The sequence below is a fragment of the Bradyrhizobium sp. USDA 4510 genome (genome assembly GCF_054059095.1).
The window spans coordinates 4597759-4621038 of record NZ_JBSSBT010000001.1 but is presented as its reverse complement, the minus strand read 5'-3'; the positions used below and the strand labels follow the sequence as shown (position 1 = coordinate 4621038).

General features: G+C 63.9%; 19 protein-coding genes and 1 pseudogene. 10 read left to right on the top strand and 10 right to left on the bottom strand.

Translation table 11 applies throughout. The features are described from left to right. Positions 1-76: 76 nt before the first annotated feature. Complete coding sequence (locus tag ACVMDN_RS21380; protein ID WP_307720402.1) at positions 77-1480, bottom strand: alpha/beta fold hydrolase; 1404 nt, start codon at positions 1478-1480, stop codon at positions 77-79. A 237-nt stretch (positions 1481-1717) separates the two neighbouring features. After that, complete coding sequence (locus ACVMDN_RS21375; protein WP_076831674.1) at positions 1718-1951, bottom strand: DUF1127 domain-containing protein; 234 nt, start codon at positions 1949-1951, stop codon at positions 1718-1720. Between the two features lie 138 nt (positions 1952-2089). Here ACVMDN_RS21375 and ACVMDN_RS21370 point away from each other — a divergent pair, with 138 nt between their 5' ends. Continuing rightward, complete coding sequence (locus ACVMDN_RS21370) at positions 2090-3652, top strand: winged helix-turn-helix domain-containing protein (RefSeq protein ID WP_057017589.1); 1563 nt, start codon at positions 2090-2092, stop codon at positions 3650-3652. 665 nt (positions 3653-4317) lie between these two features. Here ACVMDN_RS21370 and ACVMDN_RS21365 read toward each other — a convergent pair. Next, positions 4318-5913, bottom strand: coding sequence for an ABC transporter substrate-binding protein (locus ACVMDN_RS21365; protein ID WP_076831671.1), 1596 nt, complete (start codon positions 5911-5913; stop codon positions 4318-4320). A gap of 332 nt (positions 5914-6245) precedes the next feature. Between ACVMDN_RS21365 and ACVMDN_RS21360 the strand changes: the two genes are divergently transcribed. The 5 genes from ACVMDN_RS21360 to coaA all read left to right on the top strand — a co-directional run bounded on the left by ACVMDN_RS21360 (position 6246) and on the right by coaA (position 11719). Next, a complete protein-coding gene (locus tag ACVMDN_RS21360) occupies positions 6246-6704 on the top strand; it encodes a hypothetical protein (RefSeq protein WP_076831669.1) in 459 nt (152 codons plus the stop codon). 254 nt (positions 6705-6958) lie between these two features. Next, complete coding sequence (locus ACVMDN_RS21355) at positions 6959-7819, top strand: FAD binding domain-containing protein (RefSeq protein WP_076831740.1); 861 nt, start codon at positions 6959-6961, stop codon at positions 7817-7819. Positions 7820-7823: 4 nt separating this feature from the next. Beyond that, positions 7824-8306 (top strand): (2Fe-2S)-binding protein, encoded by a 483-nt coding sequence (locus tag ACVMDN_RS21350; protein ID WP_057017586.1) that lies wholly within the window; start codon positions 7824-7826, stop codon positions 8304-8306. Continuing rightward, entirely contained in the window at positions 8303-10561 is a 2259-nt protein-coding gene (locus tag ACVMDN_RS21345) for a xanthine dehydrogenase family protein molybdopterin-binding subunit (RefSeq protein WP_456835015.1), read from the top strand. Before ACVMDN_RS21350 ends, ACVMDN_RS21345 begins: the two co-directional genes overlap by 4 nt. 225 nt (positions 10562-10786) lie before the next feature. After that, entirely contained in the window at positions 10787-11719 is a 933-nt protein-coding gene (coaA, locus tag ACVMDN_RS21340) for a type I pantothenate kinase (protein WP_076831663.1), read from the top strand. A gap of 119 nt (positions 11720-11838) precedes the next feature. Here the strand turns inward: coaA and ACVMDN_RS21335 are convergent, their stop codons facing one another. Then, positions 11839-12783 (bottom strand): ornithine cyclodeaminase family protein, encoded by a 945-nt coding sequence (locus tag ACVMDN_RS21335; protein ID WP_076831661.1) that lies wholly within the window; start codon positions 12781-12783, stop codon positions 11839-11841. A gap of 159 nt (positions 12784-12942) precedes the next feature. On the opposite strand from ACVMDN_RS21335, the gene ACVMDN_RS21330 reads away from it, so the two are divergent. Next, on the top strand, positions 12943-13683 hold the full coding sequence (locus ACVMDN_RS21330) for a bestrophin-like domain (protein WP_076831658.1): 741 nt from the start codon (positions 12943-12945) through the stop codon (positions 13681-13683). Positions 13684-13941: 258 nt separating this feature from the next. Beyond that, positions 13942-14328, top strand: a complete 387-nt coding sequence (locus ACVMDN_RS21325) for a COG4315 family predicted lipoprotein (RefSeq protein ID WP_210262721.1) — start codon at positions 13942-13944, stop codon at positions 14326-14328. Between the two features lie 132 nt (positions 14329-14460). On the opposite strand, the gene ACVMDN_RS21320 is transcribed toward ACVMDN_RS21325, so the two are convergent. Beyond that, positions 14461-15042: an HdeD family acid-resistance protein gene (locus ACVMDN_RS21320; protein WP_057017581.1), complete on the bottom strand. Its 582-nt coding sequence runs from the start codon at positions 15040-15042 to the stop codon at positions 14461-14463. 245 nt (positions 15043-15287) lie between these two features. Between ACVMDN_RS21320 and ACVMDN_RS21315 the strand changes: the two genes are divergently transcribed. Further along, positions 15288-15509 (top strand): dodecin, encoded by a 222-nt coding sequence (locus ACVMDN_RS21315; protein ID WP_026192947.1) that lies wholly within the window; start codon positions 15288-15290, stop codon positions 15507-15509. Between the two features lie 343 nt (positions 15510-15852). Here ACVMDN_RS21315 and ACVMDN_RS21310 read toward each other — a convergent pair. The 4 genes and pseudogenes from ACVMDN_RS21310 to ACVMDN_RS21295 form a co-directional block, all read right to left on the bottom strand. Continuing rightward, positions 15853-16403 (bottom strand): annotated as a pseudogene (locus tag ACVMDN_RS21310) (N-acetyltransferase family protein). An 18-nt stretch (positions 16404-16421) separates the two neighbouring features. Beyond that, the gene (locus ACVMDN_RS21305) at positions 16422-18779 is read right to left on the bottom strand and encodes an Orn/Lys/Arg family decarboxylase (protein ID WP_076831649.1); all 2358 of its coding nucleotides are present in this window, start codon (positions 18777-18779) and stop codon (positions 16422-16424) included. Between the two features lie 106 nt (positions 18780-18885). After that, entirely contained in the window at positions 18886-20037 is a 1152-nt protein-coding gene (locus tag ACVMDN_RS21300; RefSeq protein ID WP_076831647.1) for a DJ-1/PfpI family protein, read from the bottom strand. Positions 20038-20237: 200 nt separating this feature from the next. Next, positions 20238-20834: a tetratricopeptide repeat protein gene (locus ACVMDN_RS21295; protein ID WP_076831644.1), complete on the bottom strand. Its 597-nt coding sequence runs from the start codon at positions 20832-20834 to the stop codon at positions 20238-20240. A gap of 257 nt (positions 20835-21091) precedes the next feature. Here ACVMDN_RS21295 and ACVMDN_RS21290 point away from each other — a divergent pair, with 257 nt between their 5' ends. Next, entirely contained in the window at positions 21092-21478 is a 387-nt protein-coding gene (locus tag ACVMDN_RS21290; protein ID WP_076831641.1) for an ester cyclase, read from the top strand. A gap of 28 nt (positions 21479-21506) precedes the next feature. Here the strand turns inward: ACVMDN_RS21290 and ACVMDN_RS21285 are convergent, their stop codons facing one another. Continuing rightward, a complete protein-coding gene (locus tag ACVMDN_RS21285) occupies positions 21507-23240 on the bottom strand; it encodes an adenylate/guanylate cyclase domain-containing protein (RefSeq protein ID WP_076831638.1) in 1734 nt (577 codons plus the stop codon). Positions 23241-23280: the final 40 nt, after the last annotated feature.

Sequence of the window (23280 nt, the reverse complement as noted above, 5' to 3'; positions counted from 1 at the left end):
GTTCACCTCGAAGAGCCGACGTTCGCGATCGTCATGCAGACCGTCAGCTATGCGCCAAAACCGGAAGTGCTCGCATTCACCCCATTTCTAAAAATTGCCTTACCTCCTCGAGAAATTGGGCCATTCCGGGATCGTTTTCCAACAGTACGTGATTTTTGCCAGGGAGAGATACAAACCTCGAACCAGGAATAGCTGCGGCTAGGCGGCGGCCTTCTTCTATGGGCTGCATAATTTCTTCTCGGGCATGTAAGACGAGCGTGGGTACAGAAACTTCGGGCAATAGCTCAGTAATGTCGAAATTGCTCACTGTCTCGTAGTAGCGAACAGCGTTCTCTGGCGAGGTAGATTTTCGCTGCATGATGTTGAAGGCGGCTGCCTGTTCAACGGTCGCTGTCGGAGCGAGCTGTGATGTCAGCAATTGTCTGAAAGTTGGCTCATCTGAATTCCAACCCACTCGTATTAACGTTCTAGTGGCATTGTAGCGATCGAGGTCTGCTTCGGTCACGGATGGCCGCTTGCAGCGTCCGGTAGCGAAACCTCCATAGAGGATCAACTTTGATACACGGTTTGGGTAGCGGTTTGCGAAAGCCACACTGACCGCGCAGCCTTGTGAATAGCCGAAGAGTGGAAAACGTTCCAACCCGGACGCATCAACAACAGCTTTTAGATCAATCACCCAAGCATCAAGCGACATTTCACTTACGTCCCAATCGGACAAGCCGCTTCCTCGTGCGTCGTAACGAACAAGAGTGTTTCGCCTCGCAAGCTCTACCAGCATGTGGCGGTAAATTGGCAATTCCCAATCGAGCTCCAGATGGCTAAGCCAGTTTGCGGTTTTTACCAAAGGCGGCCCGGTCCCAACTCGCGAGTAAGCCAGTCGCACACCGTCAATTGATCTACAATATTGTACCTGCTGGGCCGAGGGGACGCTCCGACTAGCGTCGACCGCCTCGTTAAGTACGGCAAAATAGATGTCCACCGGTCGCTCAATATTTTTCAGTTTTTGCAGACCCCGCGACGCAAAAGAGACATCGATCTTGCGATCCACCTGATCATAGACGACAGCTGATACGCAAATTCCACCAGGGTCACAAATACCTTCCAATCGCGCGGCGATGTTTACACCGTCCCCGAAAATGTCGTTGTCATCAAATATGATGTCACCAACGTGGATGCCTATACGAAATTCGATACGCCGATCCTGTGGCCCATTAGGATTATGCTCAGCCATGCTACGTTGGATTTCAACTGCACTGCGGATCGCATCGACTGAGCTGCCAAACTCAACCAACATACCGTCGCCGGTCGTCTTGACGATACGGCCTCGGTGAGAAGCTATAGACGGATCAACGATCACTTTTCTGACGGTCTTTAAGCCGGCGAGCGTCCCTTCCTCGTCAATTCCCATCAGGCGGCTGTACCCAGCAACATCCGCCGCCAGCACGGCCGCCAGCCGTCGTTCCATCCGTTCGCCCGTCAAGGACTTGCTCCCAGATTGGTGATTTCGGCATCAAAGCATATTGGGTTGGCGTCGGGCTAGGTCCCATATCGGCTGTGGGTCAAAAGCCGTCCACGGCGGCCGAGCCAAGGGACTTCCGGTTACTCTCGAAGAGCCGGTGGTCATGCAGACCGTCAGCTTAGGGGCCAAAAGCCGACTTCATCGACTTTCCCCGGCAGATCTAAGGCAGCATCGCCCCGTCCGGCCAAACTAGGGCAGCTATAATGTGAAACGCGGATCGGCTGAGAGCGCCGATCGGGCGACGTAGTCGAGTTCGCCCCGTGCAATCCCGATATCCATCAACTCTCTGTCGCTCAGATCGTCCAGCGCAGCACGCAGCCTCTCGCGTTTGCGCCACTCACGAAATGCATTCCAATATGCCTCGAGGGGACTGTAAAACTGCCGCCTTGCCGTTGCTGGTCCAAACTCACTGGTTCCGTGGATGGTGCTCATTGGAATGTCCAGGTTGGTCTATTTCTGCCAAGCGAGATTGCGGGCACATCCCCTGGCGCGCTTAACAGTTGGCTTACATTTCCCTTACGGGCAGCTTATTCTTGGGGTTTCAGAGGTGGCCGCGCGAGGGAATGCAGCTTGCGTTTTCTTTTTGAGGATTACGCATTGGATACCGACAGGCGCGAACTGCAGCGCGCAACGGAAGAGGTCGTTGTCGCACCCCAAGTATTCGACCTGATTGAATACCTGATCCGGAACAGGGAGCGCGTCGTCAGCAAAGACGACCTCGTCGGCGCCGTTTGGAAGGGTCGCGTCGTCTCGGATGCCGCGCTAACGACTCGCCTGAACGCCGCCCGAAGCGCAATCGGCGACACGGGCGAGAAACAGCACTTGATCAAAACATTGCCGCGCAAAGGTTTCCGCTTCGTTGGCGCAGTGAAGGAAGACCGGAGGCCCGCAAATGAGACGATTGGCCCAATTGAGCGAACCGGCGAAGCGCCGCCGCGCCTATCCATCGTCGTGCTACCCTTCGCGAACCTGAGCGGTGATCGTGAGCAGGACTATTTCGCGGACGGTATAACCGAGAGTCTGACCACGGACCTGTCGCGCATCGGTGGTTCATTCGTAATGGCACAGAACAGCGCCGTCTCATACAAGGGCAGAGCTGTCGATGTCCGCCAAGTCGGCCGCGAATTGAATGTTCGCTACGTGCTCGAAGGCTCAGTGCAACGCAGCGGCAAGCGACTTCGGATGAATGTTCAGCTGATCGATGCCAGGAGCGGCCAGCATCTTTGGGCCGATCGCTTCGAGAAGCCTGTCGTCGACCTGTTCGATATGCAGGACGAAATCGTGTCGAGGCTCGCCGGTGCATTAGGTGCCCAGCTCATCGAGGCTGAGGCGCGACGAGCCGAGCGTACGCTGCATCCCGATGCGATGGACTTGTACTTCCAGGGCCGGGCCTGGTTCATGAAGGGGATTAGCCTTGAATGCGTGACGCAAGCGCGGGGCTTCTTCGAACGCTCGCTGGAGTTCGATCCCGGCAACGTCGAAGCAATGATTGGTCTGGCAAATGTTGATACGGTAGTTGGAGGTAGCTTTACGACGGATGATGGGCCCGCGCGGCTTGCGGCGGCCGAGGCGATGATGAACAAGGTATTGTCGATTAGGCCGAACAGTGCCTCAGCCCACATGGCTCGGGGTTGGGTCCAGACCTTTACGAACCGGGCCGCCCAAGGCATCCGTGAGTTCGAACATGCGTTGGCGCTGGCTCCGAATTTGGTCCACGCTCATGCTGCCCTTGGTTTCGCCAAATCCTACATAGGTCGCGCTACCGAGACCGAAGGTCATATACTCGAAGCTTTACGGCTCTCTCCTCGCGACGTTTTCGCTTACCAGTGGGCGTGTTTTGCGGGCGTGGCCAAGCTACTGCTTGGTTCAGACGTCGAAGCCGTCAGTTGGCTGCGACGAAGCACCGAGGCGAACCGTAACTTTCATCTCGCTCATATATCGCTCGCCGCTGCCTTGGCCTTGACCGGCGCGCTCGATGAGGCGCGAACTGCTGCGAGAACGGGACTTGCGCTCAACTCAGGTTTCACCATTCGTCGCTTGCTCGCAGCTCAACAAAGCGACAATCCAATTTACCTTGCCGGGCTGCAGCGCTTGTGTGAAGGCTGGCGCCTCGCTGGCGTGCCGGAAGGGTGATGAGCGCTTCGGGCCGACTTCGGTGCTTTACTGCCCTGCGTCGGCTTTGGGTCAAAGTGCGACATCTGGGCCTCCGGGGCCGGTATCAGTTGTACTCTCGTATCCGGACATCTCCGCGATGGCCCGGAGGTCAGGAACGATGACAGAAGCCGACATCTGAGCTGGCCTTCGGCACGTCTGCGTTGGTTGGCTGGACAATCGAACTACCCACCAAGCGAACGGAAACTCAATTCCTAGTTGCTTTCGAGCTCCTGTAGTCGACAACGGAGTTCGTTGTCGACAGTTGCTGCATAACGGCTGTCACTTTGATACCAGTCGGGAGCAAAGTCGGTGCATCGTAGTCTCATCTCGATCGCCTTGTGGCTATTCTTCTGCATGTCTACTGCAAGGCTGCTTCGAGAAAACGGACTGGAATAGGACGAGCTATCCTTTCGCGTGTGGGAGCGCGCGCTGAACGAGGATAAGACGACGACGCACATGCAAGAGGCGTTTGCGCGATTTCGGAATATTGGAAATGTATCCCTGAGTTGCCCGACGTGTCAAGTTGCCTTGTCGAACGCCGGCAGCCGCCAGCTCCTTTGCATGGGGTTGTTTTCGATATTTTGGCCGCGCGCAGCTGCGGCGGTCGCTTGGGGGCGAAGGGGGTCTGCGGACAAGCCGATTGCTTATTCGGTCTTGTCGACGTTCCAGAACACCGGCGGCGCCGGGCCTTCCAGCACGCCGGCGAGCGATTTGCGCCAGGCGCTCGGCAAGCGGAACTGGCCGAGCGGGATATAGATCACCTGCTCGTAGGCTTGCTTTTGAATCTCGACCGCGACCTTCTTCTGCTCTTCAGGGGAGGTGGCGCGCGCATAGGCGTCGCGCATCTGCTCGAGCTTGGCGTCTTCGGGCCAGCCGAACCACGCCCGCTTGCCGTTGGCGGCGATCTGGTTGTTGACGATCGGGTTCATCACCTCGGTCGCGCCAGTGAAGGTGAAGAACAGGTTCCAGCCGCCTTCCTTGGGCGGCTTCTGGCTGGCGCGGCGGCTCACTACGGTCTGCCAGTCCGTCACCTGCGCGTCGACGTTGAAGCCGGCCGCGCGCAACAGCTGCGCCGCGACCGTCGGCGGCCCCTTCAGCGTCTGCACGTCGCCGGGGATCATGATCACGACGGGCGTGCCGTCATAGCCCGAGGCGGCGAGCGCCTTCTTCGCCTCGGCCATGCCGTTGCCCTTGATCAGCGTCTCGGCGCCGGCGTCGCTGGCGAGCGGCGTGTCGCAGGCGAAATAGGAGCCGCAGATCTCGTAATATTTCGCGTTGCCGACGGTGGCGTCGAGCACGTCCTTCTGGTTCATCGCCAGGAATGCGGCGCGGCGGACCTTGGCGTTGTCGAATGGCGGGTGCAGGAAATTCATCCGGCCCTCGATCTGGAAGCCGAACTTGTTCAGCACGGCCACGGTGAGGTCGGAGTTCGCCTCGAGCACCGGCAGCAGGTCGACCGACGGCTGTTCCAGGAAGTCGATCTCGCCGGATTGCAGCGCGTTGATCGCGGTCTGCGCGTCGGGCATCGTGACCCATTCGACGCGATCGACCTTCGCGACCTTGCCGCCCGACAGCCAATCCGGCTTGTCCTTGCGCGGCACGTAGTCGGCGTTGCGCTCATAGACCGCTTTCACGCCCGGCTGGAATTCCGCGCTCACGAACTTGAACGGCCCGCAACCGATCTGCTCGGCGATCTGCTTGCCCGGCGGCGTCTCCGCGAGCCGCTTCGGCATCATGAAGGCGACGTAGGAGGAGGGCTTTGCCAGCGACTCCAGCACGAGGCCGTACGGCTCCTTGAGCTTGAGCACGATCGTCTTCGGCCCGCTCGCCTCGAGGGAAGCGGTGAATTCGGCCAGCTTCTGCGCCATGCCGTCGACGGCGGTCCAGCGCTTCAGCGAGGCGATGCAGTCCTCCGCGGTGACGGGCGCGCCGTCATGCCATTTCAGGCCGTCGCGCAGCGTGAAGGTGTAGGTGAGCTTGTCGTCCGAGATCGTCCAGTCCGCCATTTGCGGGCGGACCTTGAAGCTCGAATCGATGCCGAGCAGCGTGTCGTAGACCATGTAGCCATGGTCGCGGGTGATGTAGGCGGTGGTGAAACCGGGATCGATGATGCGCAGGTCCGAATGCATCACGGCGGTGATGGTCTTGCCCTTGCTCGCGGCAAGGGCGCGCGATGACAGGACGGCTGGCGGTACGCCGGCCGCAAGCTTGAGGAGCGTTCTGCGCGAAACTTCGACCATTCGCCGTCTCCCGATCTGCCCTTGCGCCGGCATGCTTCACCAATCCGTTGTTGAAAGCAAGCAAGAGCCGCGCCATCGCGTTCGGTCCGGTTGCGAGGTTGCAAAGCCGTGTGCGCTCACTGCTTGAGCACGTCGCCGAGCAGGCGCTGGTTCCGGGCTTCGCCGCGCTCAGCACGTCCCGACGAGGTTGAGGAGGACTTAACCGGCTGCTGACACTTGTATCGCCTGGGTTAGCCGGGGTTGGACACCTTTCCGGTAGCTTGTTTGATGAGTGTTCGGCGGTCGAACCGCCGCGTCCCTTTGAGAGGCAAGACGTTGAGAGGCAAGACGCCATGCGCCGCGGTCTGCTCGTTCTTCTCGTGTTCATCGGCGTGGCGGTGTCCGGTCAGGACGTACGCGCCGCGGAGTTCGGCACGCGATACAGCTACCAGCAGCTGCAGGACCTGACCGAGAAGGGGCCCAAGGGCGAAGCCCTCGCGCTAGGCTATGTGAGCCTCACGCACTCCTTCATCCTGCCCTACAAGATGACGGGCTACTATGCCCTGATGGTCAAGGGCTCCGGCAAAGACCTCAACGGCCGCCCGCTCAACGTTTACCACGAGCTCTCGCAGGAGAAGATCGAGCAGATGCAGCGTGCCGGCGCGCTGCCCAATCCGCTTCCCCCTTACCGGCGCACGATCTTCGAATACATGTTCGGCTACGTGTTGTGGTGGTGCATTCCGGCGGCGCTGCTCGTCATCGGGATGTTCTCGATGCTTGGGATCGGCTCCGGCAAACGCGGTCAGGCCTGACCGATCTGGTTGGCGGCCTCGTCGCGGCGGGTCGCGAGCGCGCCCCAAAGCAAATGCCGCGCGCCGCCGCCGGCACCGCACAAGTCCGCATCCTGCATAGGAGCCTGCGCTTCCTGCCGCACCTCGCAGGCTGTTCGGACCCCGATCCGCCGTGTAGGCTCGCGATCTGCCGGCCAGCAATCAATAAGGCCACATCCCGCAAATCCTAAGGGAACAAGCAGTCGAGGGAGACCGAAAGAACCGTCATGACCGATATCCGATACGTAGCACCGCGCACGCTTGACGAAGCGATTGGCGCATTTGCTGCCGCCGGGAGTGCCGCCCGCATTATGGCAGGGGGCACCGACTTATTGGTGCAAATGCGCTCCGGCCTGGTGCGGCCGGGACTGATCGTCGACATCAAGAAGATCGGCGAGATGACCGAAATCAGCGAAACCGCCGATGGCGGTTTCCGTGTGGGTGCCGCCGTCTCCGGCATGGAGCTCGCCGAGCATGCGCGCTTTGGCAAGGTGTGGCCCGGCGTGCTCGAGGCCGTGAACCTGATCGGCTCCAAGCAGGTGCAAGGCCGCGCTTCCGCCGGCGGCAATCTCTGCAACGGCTCACCGGCCGGCGACAGCGTGCCGGCGATGATTGCGGCGGGTGCCGTCGTCACCGTGCAGGGTCCGAACGGCCGGCGGGACATGAAGGTTGAGGATGTGCCGGCCGGACCTGGCCGTACCAACCTCAAGCCGGGCGAGATCCTGGTCAGCTTCACCTTGCCGCCGCGGCCGAAAGGCTCGGGTGACGCGTACCTGCGGATGATCCCGCGCACCGAGATGGACATCGCGGTGGTCGGCATCGGCGTCAGCCTGACCTTGAAGGATGGCGTCTGTACCGCGGCCCGCGTCGGCCTCGGCGCGGTGGCGCCGACCGCGCTGCTGGTTGAGCCTGCGGCGAAGGCGCTGACCGGCTCGAAGCTCGACGATGCCGCGCTCGAAGCCGCCGCTGCCGCATGCCGCGCCGCCTGCCGTCCGATCGACGACAAGCGCGGCACCATCGCCTACCGGATCAAAACCGCCGGCGTGCTGCTCAAGCGCACCGCCGCGATCGCCGCACAGCGCGCGGGAGGACTCTAGCACCATGGCGAAACTGCACGTCACCACCTCAGTCAACGGCGAGCCGGTCGAATTCCTGTGCGAGCCCTACGAGACCATGCTCGACGCGCTGCGCGGGCAACTGGGGCTCACCGGCTCGAAGGAGGGCTGCGCGTCCGGCGATTGCGGCGCCTGCTCGATCACGCTCGACGGCCGCCTGGTCTGCTCCTGCCTGATGCTCGCGGCCGAGGCCGAGGGCCACGAGATCGGGACCATCGAGGGCATGGCCAGAGGCGAGAAGCTGCATCCGTTGCAGCAGAAGTTCCTCGAGCACGCCGCGCTTCAGTGCGGCATCTGCACCTCGGGCATGCTGGTCGCCTCCGAGGCGCTGCTCGCCAGGAATTCAAACCCGACCGAAGAGGAAGTCCGCTTCTGGCTCGCCGGCAATCTCTGCCGGTGCACCGGTTACGACAAGATCGTCCGCGCGGTGATGGAGACCGCGGCTGAAATGCGGGAGGCTCGCCCATGAACGTCGTCAACAACAAATGGATCGGCCAGCGCACCATCCGGCCCGATGGCGTCGACAAGGTGACCGGCCGCGCGGCGTTTGCCGCCGACACCACCATGCCCGGCATGATCTGGGGCAAGGTGCTGCGCAGCCCGCATCCGCACGCCCGCATCAGGTCGATCAACACCGCCAAGGCCGAGGCGCTGCCCGGCGTCAAGGCGGTGGTCACCGCGCGCGACATCGTCGACTTCACGATCGAGAAGGGCGCCGTCATGCTCGGCATCCAGGACATGCGCTGGATGTGCCGCAACGTGATGGCGCGCGACAAGGCGCTGTTCCCCGGCCATCCCGTCGCCGCCGTCGCCGCGACCACGGAGGCGATCGCGACCGAGGCCTGCAAGCTGATCGAGGTCGACTACGAGGTGCTGCCCTGGGCGATCGAGATCGACGACGCGCTGAAGGCTGATGCGCCGATCCTGCACGAGTTCAACAAATTCGACGGCAAGCCCTCGAACATCATGGGCCGCCTCGAATCCAAGAAGGGCGACATCGCGCAGGGCTTCAAGGATGCTGAAGTCATCATCGAGCGTTCCTTCACCACACGCCCGGTGCATCAGGGCTATATCGAGCCGCATGCCTGCCTGATCTCGGTTGCGGCCGACGGCAAGACCACGATCTGGTCGTCGAGCCAGGGCCAATTCATGGTGCGCGCGATGACCTCGATGCTGACCGGCATCCCGCAGAGCGACATCCGCGCCATCCCCGCCGAGATCGGCGGCGGTTTTGGCGGCAAGACCATCGTCTATCTCGAGCCGCTCGCCACCCTGCTCGCCAAAAAATCCGGCCGCCCGGTGAAGATGGTGATGACCCGCGAGGAGGTGATGCGCGCCACCGGGCCGACCTCGGGCTCGAAGAGCACGGTGAAGATCGGCGCGAAGAAGGACGGCACCATCGTCGCCGCCCATGGCAGCTTCTATCTGCAGGCCGGCGCCTTCCCGGGCTCGCCGATCCGCGGTGCGGTCGGGTGCAGCTTCGCGCCCTATGACATCCCGCATGTGCTGTCGGAGGGGTTCGACGTCTGCTCCAACCGCTCCAAGGTCGCGGCCTATCGCGCGCCCGGCGCGCCGATCGGCGCTTATGCGGTGGAGTGCGTGCTCGACGAGCTTGCCGAGGCGCTCAAGATGGACCCCTTGGCGCTGCGGCTGAAGAACGCGGCGAAGGAAGGCACCAAGGCGGCGCACGGCCCGGTGTTCCCACGCATCGGCTATATCGAGACGCTGGAAGCCGCCAGGAACAATCCGCATTATGCCGCGCCGCTCGGCAAGCTGCAGGGCAGGGGCGTCGCCTCCGGCTTCTGGTTCAATGCCGGCGGTGAATCCTCCGCGCAGGTCAACATCACCGAGGACGGCAACGTCGTCGTCACGACAGGGCACCCCGATATCGGCGGCTCGCGCGCCGGCATCGCCAATATCTGCGCCGAGTTGCTCGGCATCGACTACAAGCGCGTCTCCGTCATCATCGGCGACACCCAGACGGTCGGATTCTCCAACCTCACCGGCGGCAGCCGCGTGCTGTTCGCCTCCTCGATGGTGGTGACGCAGGCCGCCGACAAGGTGATCGCGACCTTGCGCGAGCGCGCGGCGAAGGTCTGGGAGATCGACCCTGAAGCCGTGAAGTGGGAGAACGGCGCCGCGCATCCGGTGAGCCCGAATGCCGGCCAGTTCGAACCGCTGACGCTCGCCGACCTCGCCGAGAAGGCGCCGTCGCAGGGCGGTCCGATCGGCGCCAGCGTGCAGCTCAACACCCAGGGCGCCGAGGGCGGCTTCGGCACCCATATCTGCGACGTCGAGGTCGATGTCGATCTCGGCATCGTCCGCGTCGTTCGCTACACCGCCGTGCAGGATGTCGGCCGCGCCGTGCATCCGAGCTATGTCGAGGGCCAGCTGCAGGGCGGCGTCGCGCAGGGCATCGGCTGGGCGCTGAACGAGGAGTATATCTACAACAAGGACGGCAAGGTCGATAATCCCGGCTTCCTCGATTATCGCATGCCGGTCTGCTCCGACCTGCCGATGCTCGACTGCGCGCTGGTCGAGGTGCCGAACCCGAAGCATCCGCAGGGCGTCAAGGGCGTCGGCGAGGTGCCGCTGGTGCCTGTGATGGCCGCGGTCGCCAACGCCGTCCACAACGCGCTCGGCAAACGCTTCTACAGCCTGCCGATGTCGCCGCCGAAGGTGTCGGAGGCGCTGGACGCACCGACGCAGCAGGCCGCGGAGTAGGGAGCGTAGGGCGGGTTACGCCAACGCAAACCCGCCCTACGGTTCTACTACGGTCGCCGCGTAGCCCGGATGAGCGAAGGGATATCCGGGGGGAGACCGGCCCCGCATGTCGCTGCGCTCATGCGGGCTACTCGTTGCCATCGCCGCCGCAAAGGGCGATTGACGTAACCGGCATTGCCTCGGCAAGATCGATCGGACGCATCAGGCTCACCGTGAACGGCTGAGATGACCCACCCCGACGAGCTGTCAGCCTACATGATCTTCGGCCGCAGCGATTGGGCGGCCTTGCGCGCCAGCACGTCGCTGACGCTCTCGGACGCCGATCTCGCGGCGTTGCGCGGCTTGAACGAGCCGATCAATTCCGCCGAAGTCAGCGACGTGTATCTGCCGCTGACGCGCTTGTTGAACCTGCATTTCGCGGCGGCGCGCAACCTTGCGCACGTCAAGGCGGAGTTTCTCGGCCGCCCGGCACGCCGTTCGCCCTACATCGTTGCATTGGCCGGCAGCGTCGGCGTCGGCAAGAGCACCTTTGCCCGCGTGCTGTGCGCGCTGCTGGCCCGCTGGGCCGATCATCCGCGGGTCGAGCTGGTGACGACCGACGGCTTCCTGCATGCCAACGGCGTTCTCGAAGAGCGCGGGCTGATGCGGCGCAAGGGTTTTCCCGAGAGCTACGACCTGCCGCGCATGCTGCGATTTCTCGCAGCGGCGAAGGCGGGCGAACGCGAGCTCGAGCTGCCGGTCTATTCGCATCTGATCGGCGATATCGTGCCGTCGGAACGCCAGGTCATCCAGCAGCCGGACATCCTGGTCTTCGAGGGCCTCAACGTGCTGCTGGCGCGCGGCACGGCGCCGGTGGTGGTGTCGGATTTCTTCGACTTCTCGATCTATCTCGATGCCGATGAGGCCGACATCCAGTCCTGGTATGTCGAACGCTTCCTCAGGTTGCAGCCGACAGCGTTCCGGAATCCCGCCTCCTATTTCCACCACTACAGGGACCTGCCGCCGGGTGACGCGCGCGAGGTCGCGGAGCGGCTGTGGCGCGAGCATCATCGCGCCAATCTCAGGGAGAACATCTTGCCGACGCGGACGCGGGCCGACGTCGTGCTGCGCAAGCGCGCCGATCACTCGATCGGCGAGGTCTGGCTGCGCGAGACGTAGAAGTAGCCCGGATGAGCGAAGCGATATCCGGGGAGGCTGATCCCGCATGTTGCGGAGCCCTTCATCGGGCGCGCATTCGTGCGACCCGTTGGCTCATGCGGGCTACAGAACAGTTCCGCTTACCGCAGCTCCTTCCCCAGCTGCGCAAGCACCGTCTCGCAGGTCATCAGATCCAGATGCCCGCCGCCGGCGTTCTTGAAGAAGGTGATGTCGCTATCCGACAGCCGCCCGGCGACCTTGCCGCCGGCGAGATCGTAGTGATCGCCGAGCACGTCGCTCTCGGCGATCGCACCGCTCGCGATCGGTTGCAGGATGTCGCCGACGCCATCGAAGGCGGATTCGCGGCGGTCGACGAAGATGCGCGAACGCCGCGCCGCCTCGTCGTCGGACTCGCGGGTCTCCGGGGTGAAGCCGCCGACCAGATCGAGATGGGTGCCGGGCTTAAGGTTGGCGCCCTTGACCAGCGGCTCGCGCGAGCGGGTGCAGGTGGTGATGATGTCGGCCTCGCGTGTCGCGGCGTCGAGATCGGAGACGGCCTCGGCCGCGATGCCGTCGCCTTCCAGCAGCGCGGCGAGCTCCTGGGCGCGTTCAACTGTCCGGTTCCAGACCCGCACCCGCTTCAGCCGCGGCCGCACGGTGCGGTGGCCGCGCACCAGCCAGCGCGCCATCTCGCCGGCGCCGACCACCAGCAGCGTCTCGGCATCCGGCCGCGCCAGGTGTTTTGCGCCGAGGGCGGAGTCCGCGGCGGTCTTCCAATGGGTGATCTCGGCGGCGTCCATCACCGCGAGCGGACGCCCGTCATTGCCGTCGAACAGCACGCAGACCGCCTGAACCGCCGGCAGCTTGCCGTGGGCGAGGTTGCCGGGAAAGCTGGTGTAGAGCTTGGTCATCATGAAGCGGCCGGCATCGACCGCGCTGCGCGTCACCAGCTGCTGGCCCTTGTCGTCGCCGAGATAGCCGTCGTGCACCGCGATCTTCGGCCGTCGGTGCGCGGCCTCGATCGCCTCGATCAGGACCGGAAAGCTCAGGACGCGGTTGACCTCGCTGTCGTCGACGATATGCACGTGGTATCTCCTCTGGAGCGCCCCTCGCGCTCTCGCCGGATGTCCCCCAAATCTGTGCGGACTGGATAGCGCGTGGGGGCGGCTAGTCAACCGGACATGCACCGCCGGGCGTCCCTTGCTATCCTGCGGACCTGATTCTCTCGCAGGTTTTCGCAAGCCGTGGTTGCATTCATCGTCGCCGTCCTGATCTTCATCCTGCTCGGCGGCGCCGCGCTTGCGACCATGGCGATCCATGCCCGGCTCGCCGATCATCACCGCAGCGACGAGACCAACACCTCGGTACGCCTGGTCGCGACGCTGTTCGTCACCATGCCGTCGCTGTTGCTTGGCCTGATGATGAACAGTGCCGCCAACACCTATGTGGCGGTCGATCGCAATCTGCACGTCTTCGCCACCGACCTCATCCTGCTCGATCGCAGCCTGCGGCCGCTCGGGCCGAGCGCCGAGGAGCCGCGCAAGCGGCTGCTCGCCTATGTCGAGCAGGTGCTCAAGGATGTTCCGATCTCCAGGGCAAGCGCCGTGTCGGAGCGCCTGCTCGACGAGGTCGGCACCAGCCTCCGCGAGCTGCGGTTCGACGACGAGCAGAAGGTGGCGCTGTGGAACGACGCGCGCTCGGTCTATCGGCAGGCGGTGCAGCAGCGCTGGACCTTTGTCGAGCAGTCCGACGGCTCGTTTCCGTCGCCGCTGATCTGCATCCTGGTCGGGTGGCTGACGCTGATGTTCGCCACCCTCGGCTTTCGCGCGCCGCGCAACGCGGTGGTGATTTCGACCACCGTCGCCGCCGCGGCGCTGATCTCGGCCGCGATCTATCTGATCCTTGAAATGAGTACGCCGTTCTCCGGCCCGATCCAGCTCTCCGACCGCCCGCTGGTGCGCGCGGCGGAGGAGATCAGGCGGTAGCACATTCGGTGTTGTAGCCCGGATGAGCCAACGGGTCGCGCGAACGCGCGCCCGATGACAGGCTCCGCGATATCCGGGCGGCTCCCGCATGTCGCTCCGCTCATGCGGGCTACGGGACGGTATCGGCACGCGCCTGCGGCTTTATTCCCCTCGCATTGATCGCCATCCCGAAAATTCTTCGCGCGCCGTCAGCGGAATAGTGCGCGCCCTTCGGCGTCCTTACGCATGCAAGCCATTTGCATTCGAACAGGAGACATCATGAAGACATCGATCTCGCTCGCGCTCGCCACCGCCGTGTCGCTTGCGTTCGCCTCGGCGGCCTTTGCCGCGCCGCCGACCAAGACCGGAACCACCGCGAAGGGCTCGGTCCTCACCGACGCCAAGGGCATGACGCTCTACACCTTCGACAAGGATTCCGAAGGCAAGTCGGCCTGCAACGGCCCGTGCGCGACGAATTGGCCGGTCTTGAAGGCTGACGCCAGCGACAAGGCTGAAGGCGGCTACACCATCATCTCGCGTGACGATGGCTCCAAGCAGTGGGCCTACAAGGGCAAGCCGCTCTATACCTTCGCCAAGGACCAGAAGGCCGGCGACATCACCGGCGACGGTTTCCTGAACGGCGCCTGGCATCTCGCGCAGCCCTGAGGGCTTGCAGGCGGATTGAGCGTAGGCGGGTTAGCGCCAGCGCAACCCGCCATCTCTCCGCACGCGAAACATGCGGCGGGTTAGTTTGAGGCTAACCCACCCGTCGATCGTGCCTGAGGCGACGATCGCGCCTCACGCCCTGCGCTTCAGCGCCATGCCCATGCTGATCCAGCTCACGCCGGCGCAGATCAGGTCGACGCTGAGGAAGATGCCGAGCACGTAGAGGCTCGAGACCGGCCAGCGCGCCAGGATCATGGCGCCGAGCACCAGCGTGATCAGGCCGGAGATCGCGACCATTCCCCACGGCGCTTCCGAGTTCATGCCGAACGCGAGGAAGATGCGGACGATGCCCGACACCACCAGCGCGATGCCGAGGAACAGCGTCAGCGTCGCCGCGGCGAGCAGCGGGTTCTCGAAGGTGATGAAGCCCGCCACGACATAGAGCGCGCCGAGCAGCAGCCAGAACAGGAATTTGCCCCAGGTCTTGAACTGGAACGCGTTGATGATCTCGGCGACGCCGGCGACGATCATCATGGCGCCGACGAACAGCACGCTGACGACGGTGGCGAAGAAGACGCTGCCGAAGGCGAGCACGCCGGCGATCAGGTAGATCACCCCGAGGGCGACGATCCAGCCCCACTTGGCGCGGAGGTTGGAAAGCCCGGATCCGAGGCTGTGAGGAGGTGTGGCGGGTGAGCTGGACGCAGTGGACATCGTATCGCTCCCGAATACTTGATGAAACCATGCTACCATAGGTCAAGGCCCGGACAAGGGCGGGTGCGCAGCTGGCACGAAATGCATGCTGGCACCAAAGGCGCCGCGACACGTTTATTCAATTCGTCCGGCGTGTTGCCGCGCAGCATTCGTCGGTTTTGACGATGGCCGGCCCGCATCGGACGATGGACTGTCCGAACCGCAGCGCAAGCGGTCCGGATCGCGCATCCACAGAGGAGGTCGACATGCCCGCCACGCACGACAAGGATCACGTCTACAAAATCCTGGAACTGGTCGGATCATCGGACAAGAGCATCGAGGCGGCGATCGAGAACGCCGTGAGCCGCGCGTCAAAGACGATCCGGGAAATGAAGTGGTTCGAGGTGGTGCAGACGCGGGGCCATATCGAGGACGGCAAGATCCGGCACTATCAGGTGGCGCTGCGGGTCGGCTTTACGCTGGAGTAGGGCGTTCAGGTCGCTTGCGCCTTGCAGCCTGCAGGATTACTCGGGACCCATGGGTGCGATCGGCATCCGGCTTTCCCTGCGCCCTCTGTCATCAGAGCGGCGAAACGAAATGCAAAACTCGCGCTGCAGAGGCCGCGAGAATGCCGGTGCATGACTCACCGGCCGCGCAACACATTCGCTGTCGTCCCGGCCTAGTGCGCAATAGCGCACGGGGGGCCGGGACCCATAACCACCGAAGGTGATTATTGCGCGACGCTGGGGCCACAGCCTTCCTTGCCAATCCAATCCTGTGGTTATGGGTCCCGGCCTTCGCCGGGACGACGAATGGAAAGTGTCGTGCCCATCACCGTCGCGACAGCGGCGCGGGGGGCGGTGGGGCGGTGGCGCCGGCGGCGAGGGAGCGCTGCACCATCACGGTGTGCCATACCGATAGGCGACACCGGGCAAATGCCCGACGCGGGCGAAGCCGAAGCGGTCGTGCAGCGCGAGCGAGGCGGCGTTGTCGCTGTCGATGTAGCCGATCATCTGGCGGAAGCCGGCGGCGGCGCAGGTGTCGATCAGCTCCTGCAGCAGCCGGCCGCCGACGCGCTGGCCGGTGAAGCGGTGATGCACATAGATCGAATGCTTCACCGTGTAGCGGTAGGCCGGACGCTTGCGGAACAGCACGACATAGGCATAGCCAACCACCTCGCCGTCACAGATTGCGACGAGGTGGGGCAGGCGGGTGTTGCGCAGATTCTTGCGGCGGTCGCGCAGATCGTCGGGCTCCGGCGTGCCGCTGTCGTCGACGCTTTCCTCGACGCCGCGGCGGATATGTTGGCGGTAGATCGACAGCATGGCGTCGACGTCGCTGTCGCGGGAAGGACGGACGGTGATCTTGTGATCATTCTCCATTGTGTTGCGTCCGTTCGCCTATTCGGACACGACATAGGTGTAGAAGCGGACACGGCCGGAGTCGTCGATCTCCTTGTAGATGCCCTGGACCTCGACCTCGAAGCCCGGGAACGCATTGAAGCTCGCCTCGAACATCTTCAGGTAATCGATCATTGGCTTGCTGCGTTCCGACAGCCGCTCGCCGGGCACGATGGTGGCGATGCCGGGCGGGTAGACCACGAACGGCGTCGCGGCGACGCGGCCGAAGATCTGGTCGATCGGCAGATAGTCGACATCGTTGCGGATGAGATATTGTGCGGCCTGGCGCGGCGACATCGCGATCTCGGGCAGGTGCTCGGGCAGGAATTGCCTGGCCTGCAGCGTGCTGACGCCGCCGTCGCGGAAGAAGCGGTGCATGTCGCCGCAGAGGTCGCGCAGCCGCACCCCGGTGTAGCGTTGCGGGCGACGGCGGAAGAATTCGGGGATGACGTCCTCGATCAGCGCGTTGTCGTCGTGCAGCTTCTTGAAGGCGACGAGCCCCGACACCAGTGTGCCGGCCTTGCTGGCCTCGACGCCGGGCGTCAGCAGGAACAGCAGCGAGTTGAGGTCGTTCTTCTCGGCGACGATCTGGTTCTCGCGCAGATATTGCGCCACCACCGGCGCGGGGATGCCGTGATCGGCATAGGCGCCGGTGGCGTGATCGAAGCCCGGCGTCAGCAATGTGAGCTTGTTCGGGTCGGTCATCGCGAAGCCCGCGGTCAGCTCGGGAAAGCCGTGCCAGGTCTCGCCGGGACTGAGCTGCCAGTAGGACGGATTGGTCGCGAGCTGATCGGTCGAGATCGTCTCCCAGGCGACATTGTGCACGCCGTTCTCGCGCGCGACGTCGGGGATCTTCACGCGATCCGGCACGAACGGCTCGAAGAACCAGCGCCGCTCGGGGCGCGTCTCCTTCTCCTCGAACTCGCGCTTCACGGCGCGGATCTTCTTGCGCAGCTCGATGCCGAGCCGGATCGTGTCGTCCCACAAGACTTCGCCGGAGCGGCCCTTCATCATCTGCGCGCCGACATCGAGCGAGGCGAACAGCGGGTAGAACGGCGACGTCGAGGCGTGCTGCATGAAGCTTTCGTTGAAGCGGCGATGCTCGACCCGGCGCTTCTGGCCCTTGATGTGGCGGTCGCGGATGTGGATCTGCGAGGCCTGCGAGAAGCTCGCGAGCTGCTTGTGGGTCGATTGGGTCGCAATGATGCCGGGCGCCTCGGGGCCGAGATCGGACAGTCCCATGGCGAAGCGGCCGGCATAGATCGGGTGGAATTTCATGAAGCCGGCCCAGGCCTCGTCGAACAGGATGTAGTCGCAGAGATGGCCGATCCGCTTGAGGATCATCTCGGCCGAGTGGATGGTGCCGTCATAGGTACACTGCTCGACCACGGCGACCCGGAACGGACGCTCCTTCTTCCAGGCGTTCTCGTCCTTGACCAGCGGGTGCTTGCGGATGTGGTCGCGCAGCGTGCCCTCGTCGAGCAGGTCCCAGCGCATCGGCCCGATCAGGCCCCAGGCGTTGCGCACCGTCGGCACGTAGACCGGGATGCCGCCGCCGATCAAAAGCGCGCCGTGATGCGCGGCCTTGTGGTTGTTGCGGTCGAACAGCACGAGGTCGCCGTCGGTGACCAGCGAGCCGAGCGCGACCTTGTTGGAGGTCGAGGTGCCGTTGAGCACGAAATACGTCTTTTCAGCGCCGAAGATCCGGGCCGCCTCCTTCTGCGCCCGCAGCGCCGGCCCTTCGTGGGTGAGGAGGTCGCCGAGGTCGAGCACGGAATTGTCGAGGTCGTCGCGGAACACCGCTTCGCCAAGGTGTTCGACGAACACCCGTCCGATTGGGCTGCGGCTGTAGAACACGCCGCCATTGTGGCCCGGGCAGGTCCAGAGCTGGTTGCCTTCCTCGGCATAGTCGACCAGGGCGCCGAAGAACGGCGTCTTCAAATTCTCGGCATATTGCTTCAGCCTGGAGATCAGGTTCTTGGCGATGAAGGGCGGGGTTTCCTCGGACAGGAACACGTAGCCGTCGATGAAATCGAGCACCTCGACCGGCAGGTCCTCGAACCGCTTGCGCCGGATCAACAGGATGATCGGGAAGTCGAGGCCGCGCCGGCGCATCAGGTTGATCAGCGCCGCGGTCTTGCCCTCAAGTCCCTTCTTGCCCCAATCGACCACCATGCAGCCGATCGCGGCGTCGGTCTGCACCGCGATCTCGGCATCCTCCAGCTTGCGGGCGCGAACCACCTCGAAGCCGGAGCGCTCGATCTCGGCGATGATCTGGTTGAAGCGGATGCCCTCGAGGTCGTCGGCCTCGAACACCGGCGCAGCGAACAGGAAGTTGAAGCGTTTGAAATAGTCCATGCGTGTCCCCGAACTGGTCCGGCGCTGACGTGTCGGCACAATTCATGACAGGCAGATGACAATGGGGCGGATGGGGGATCGAATACGTTGTTGGGGACGCAATCCCTCACTGCACGGCGTCAGCCCGTGGATATTCGAGCTGCGCGGCGACGAAATCGGCCGTATCACGGCCATAGCGTGTCTCGATCCCGGCAAGCGCCCGGTCGAGCGCCTGCGCGGGCGGCGCGGTGCCGACCGCGGGCAGCAGACGATCTGCGGACCAATCCGGCGCCACGACTTGCGGATAGACGCGCAGGCCGTTGCGGGTCGTGACGACGTCGTCGGTCGCGGCGAAGGTCACGGCATGCGAGCGGTAGGTGCGCGACCAGCTGTCGGCGACCAGCGCCAGCGAGACCTCGTCGACGCCGGGGGCAAGCGCGAGGCCGAGCTGTTCCCGGTTCCAGAACGCCAGCGTGTTCCGGATGGCGGTCAGCGCGAAGGGACGCGTGAACTTGAAGGCGTTGCTGTCATGCCGCGCGTCCCAGCCGGGCAGGCCGATCTCGCGCGCGACGGCCTCAGCCCTGGTACGGCCGGCGATCGCCTCGATCAGGGTCAGCGACATCGGCATCGAGGCCGAAATCCCGGTCGTCGTCGCGACGCCGTGGTCGACCACGATGCGGCGGTCGGCGACATAGCGGATCTCAGGATGTTTGCTGCGCCAGTTCTTCAGGTAAAACCAGTGCGTGGTGGCGCGCCTGCCGTCGAGCAGGCCGGTCGAGGCGAGCACCTTGGCGCCGGCGCAGACGGCGACGATCACGGCGCCTTTCTCCGCCTGCTGCCGGACCCATTGCATGACCGCCGGATCGTCGTCGCGGCTCATCGCCGGCACGATAACGTAGTCGGCGCCGTCGCCATGTGCGGCATCGAATGCGGCGATGGTCGCATCAGGCTCGACCTTCAGCACCGGGAACAGCGCGACTGGACCGGGTCCCGTCGCCAGCGTGACGACATCGGCAACATCGGCGCGCTTGAGGATGCCGTAGGGCATCAGATAGTCGGTGGTCTCGGTCATGTCGTTGATGCCGGGTATCGCGATCAGCGGGCGCGACCGCTTCGGCGGCTTCAGCGCCGCGAGCATCGCGTCGTGCTCTTGCGTCGCGATCGGCGGCGGAACGCGGAACGCCGATGCGGCGGGCAGGGTGAAGAGCCAGATGCCGCCGATGATTGGAACCAGCGCGGCAACGGCGATGCCGCTCCACGCGAGAAGCCGCCAGGTCATGATGATCGATCTCAGAATATCCGCGTGCGTCGCCCGGCACGCAAGCTACTCGCTGGTCACGTCGACCAAAACGGCGAAATTCCCGCAAAAACGGACACGCGAACAACGCGGCTCACAGGCATAGCCCGGACAAGCGACAGCGACATCCGGGGCGGTCCTTCCCCGCATGTCGCTCCGCTCATGCGGGCTACGCGACGCGCTCAGTAGACGAGGTTCGTACCCGGCGGCTTTTCCAGTGCCGCCGCCAGCGTCCGATACTCTTCGCATTCGGTGCCACAGATCTCGGCGATCCGCTGCAGATGATACTGCGCCTGGTCGCGGTTTCCCTGTTCGATCTGCCACAGGCCGTAGTAGTTCCACGTCAGGACGTGGTTCGGATCGGCCTTGAGCGCACGTTCGTACCAGACCTGCGATTGCTTGTAGTCGCCGAGCTTGCGATAGGAGTAGCCAATCAGGTTCGCGACGTTCGGCTGATCATCGCGGCCGAGTGCGTGCAACTGATCGATCGCGGCGGCGTAGTCGTTGCGTTCGTAGATTGTCGCATAGGCTGCGCGATAGCCGTCGCGGAACGCCGGGTCTTCGAAGCCGGACTGCTTGAAGGGCTTCTTGACCTTGTGCGTGGTCTTTCTGTCCTTCTGCTGGGGATAGGACGGCGCGGGAGTGCCGTAGCTCGACCCGTATGGGTCGCCACCACCACCACCGCCGCCACCTCCGCCAGCCGCGACGGCGGTCTGCGGTGGGAACAGAATGATCGGCGCTGTCAGGAATGCCGCAAGCATCATCGGTGACTTGATCATGTACGCCTCCGATTTGACAAGGACAGTTATTGACCTGAAGCACTAACTCCCGATCGCGCGAGACATTCCGCGCGGTTTGAGAAATTGTTTGCCGAAGCGGCAATCGCACTGTCTCTTCGGGACGTCGCGCTTTCACGTGCACGCTGGCTGAGTGTTTCGTTCGCGCCATCGGACATCGGAGTCGAAACTGACATCGGTGTTAGAATCGCACTCAGATGCTCAATGGCCATCTGGACCCGCGGCAAGGAGGACGATCGATGATGAAAACGGACCTCGCCGAGATCTACCGGAACTACATTGCCTGTTTGAATCGCCAGGACTGGCCGCAACTCGGTCAGTTCGTTGACGAGGATGTGTGCCACAACGGCCGGCGGCTCGGGTTATCCGGCTATCGCGCGATGCTGGAAGGGGACTTTCGCGACATCCCGGACCTTCGCTTCAACATCGTTCTGCTGGTGTCGGATGCGTCCAACGTCGCGAGCCGGCTGGCGTTCGACTGTTCGCCGAAGGGCGCGTTCCTCGGTCTCGGCGTCAACGGCAAGCGCGTCTCGTTTGCCGAAAACGTGTTCTATGAATTCCGCGACGGGAAGATCGTGCAGGTCTGGTCGGTGATCGACAAGGTTGCGATCGAGGCCCAGCTGTAGCGGCGGAGCCTGGATGAGCGTGACGCCGCTACTTCCGCTCCGGATGCCAGGCGCCGTCCCAATCGGCCGCCGGCGGATCTTGCCTGAACGCTGCGACGCGCGCCTTCATGGCGATCGACGGGCCGTCGCCGGGCGCCGCCGCCAGCGCCGCGGCGAAGGCTTGCTCGGCGTCATCCCAGCGGCGCTCGCGATAGGCGGCGAGACCATCCGCGTAACGCTGCCGCAACTCGGTCTGCGCCGGCGTCAGTTCGTCCTTCTTGCCGAGGATCTCGAACACCGCGACCGGCTGGGTCTGCCCCATCACCACGAGGCGGTCGATCTCGCGCAGCTCGATGGTTGCGGCGCAGGCCGCGGCGGTGGCCTCCGAGATCAGGCTGCGGCTGCCGTAGAACTTGTTGGCGCCTTCCAGCCGCGAGGCGAGGTTCACGGTGTCGCCGAGCACGGTGTAGCTCATCATGAACTCGGAGCCGATGCTGCCGACCAGGGCCTCGCCGGTGGCGATCCCGATCCGGATGTCGCAATCGGCCGGAATCACGCGGACGCCGAGCAGTTCCGGCAGATCCTTGCGCAGCTGGTTGACCTGGCCGATCATGTCGATGGCGGCAAGCGCGGCCAGATGGGTCTGCTCGGCCTCCTCGACGAAGGGCGCGCCCCAATAGGCCATGATGGCGTCGCCGATATATTTGTCGATGATGCCGCGATGCGCATGGACCGGCGCCGACATCGTCGACAGGTAGAGGTTCATGATCTTGACGAGGCCGCTCGGCGTCACGCCCTCGCTCAGGCTGGTGAAGCCCTTCATGTCGCAGAACATCACCGTCATGACGCGGCGCTGTCCTTCGGTCGCGGCGATCGCGGGCTGTTCGAGCAGGCCCTCGGCGATCCGCGGATTGATGTAGCGGCCAAACGTCTCGCGGATGCGCTGGTTGTGCCGCAGCGTCTCGATCATGCGGTTGAAGGCGGCCGACAGCTGGCCGATCTCGTCCTGGGTCGTGATGGTGATGGCGCCGTCGAGGCGGCCGGCCTCGACCTCGCGGGTGCTTTCGAGCAGGCGCATCACCGGCCGCGTGATGCCGCTGCCGACCAGCATCGCGAACACGAAGCCGAGGATCGCGGCAATGGCGGTCACGACGCCGGAGATGATGATCGCCCGCTGCTGGGCACTCATCACCTTCGCAGCGGCGGAAGCGACCTGCGCCAGCATGTCGGCACGGATGCCCTCGATCCTGGTGTTGAAGTCGTCGCGCAGGGCGTCGGCGCGCAGCGTGGTCGCTTTCGCCGCCGCAAAGTCCTTGGCGTCGATTTGCTCGAGCAGCGTCTTGTTCTCTGCGTTCAGGCGCATCAACAGGTCGTTGACGGCATTGTCGATGCGGTCATCGAGGCGTCCGAGCGCGGCGTTGTCGGATGGCGTCGAGGGATCGGCGATGATCGCATCGATCAGCGTGCGCGCGGCGTCGGCCTCGCGCTTGATCAGGGGCTCGATCTCGTCGAAGGCCTTGCGCGCGCTTTCGTAGCCGGAGTCTTCGCCCGGCGCCTGCATCTTCGCCATCATCATCCGGCGCATGGCGAGCGACCGCTCCAGCGCGCGGATGTTGACGCGGGCGAGGTGGCCATAGGCGGGGATGTAGCGGTTGGTGAGCTCGTCGAGGAGATGGCCGACCTGGCCCGCCATCACCATCGACAGCAGCGAGGTGACCACCGCGAGGATGATGAGTCCCGCGGCAATGCCGACGATCTTCTGCCTGATCGAATTCCGAAACATGCCCAACCCGGCCGCAGCTGCAATGAGCGGGTCCACCCCG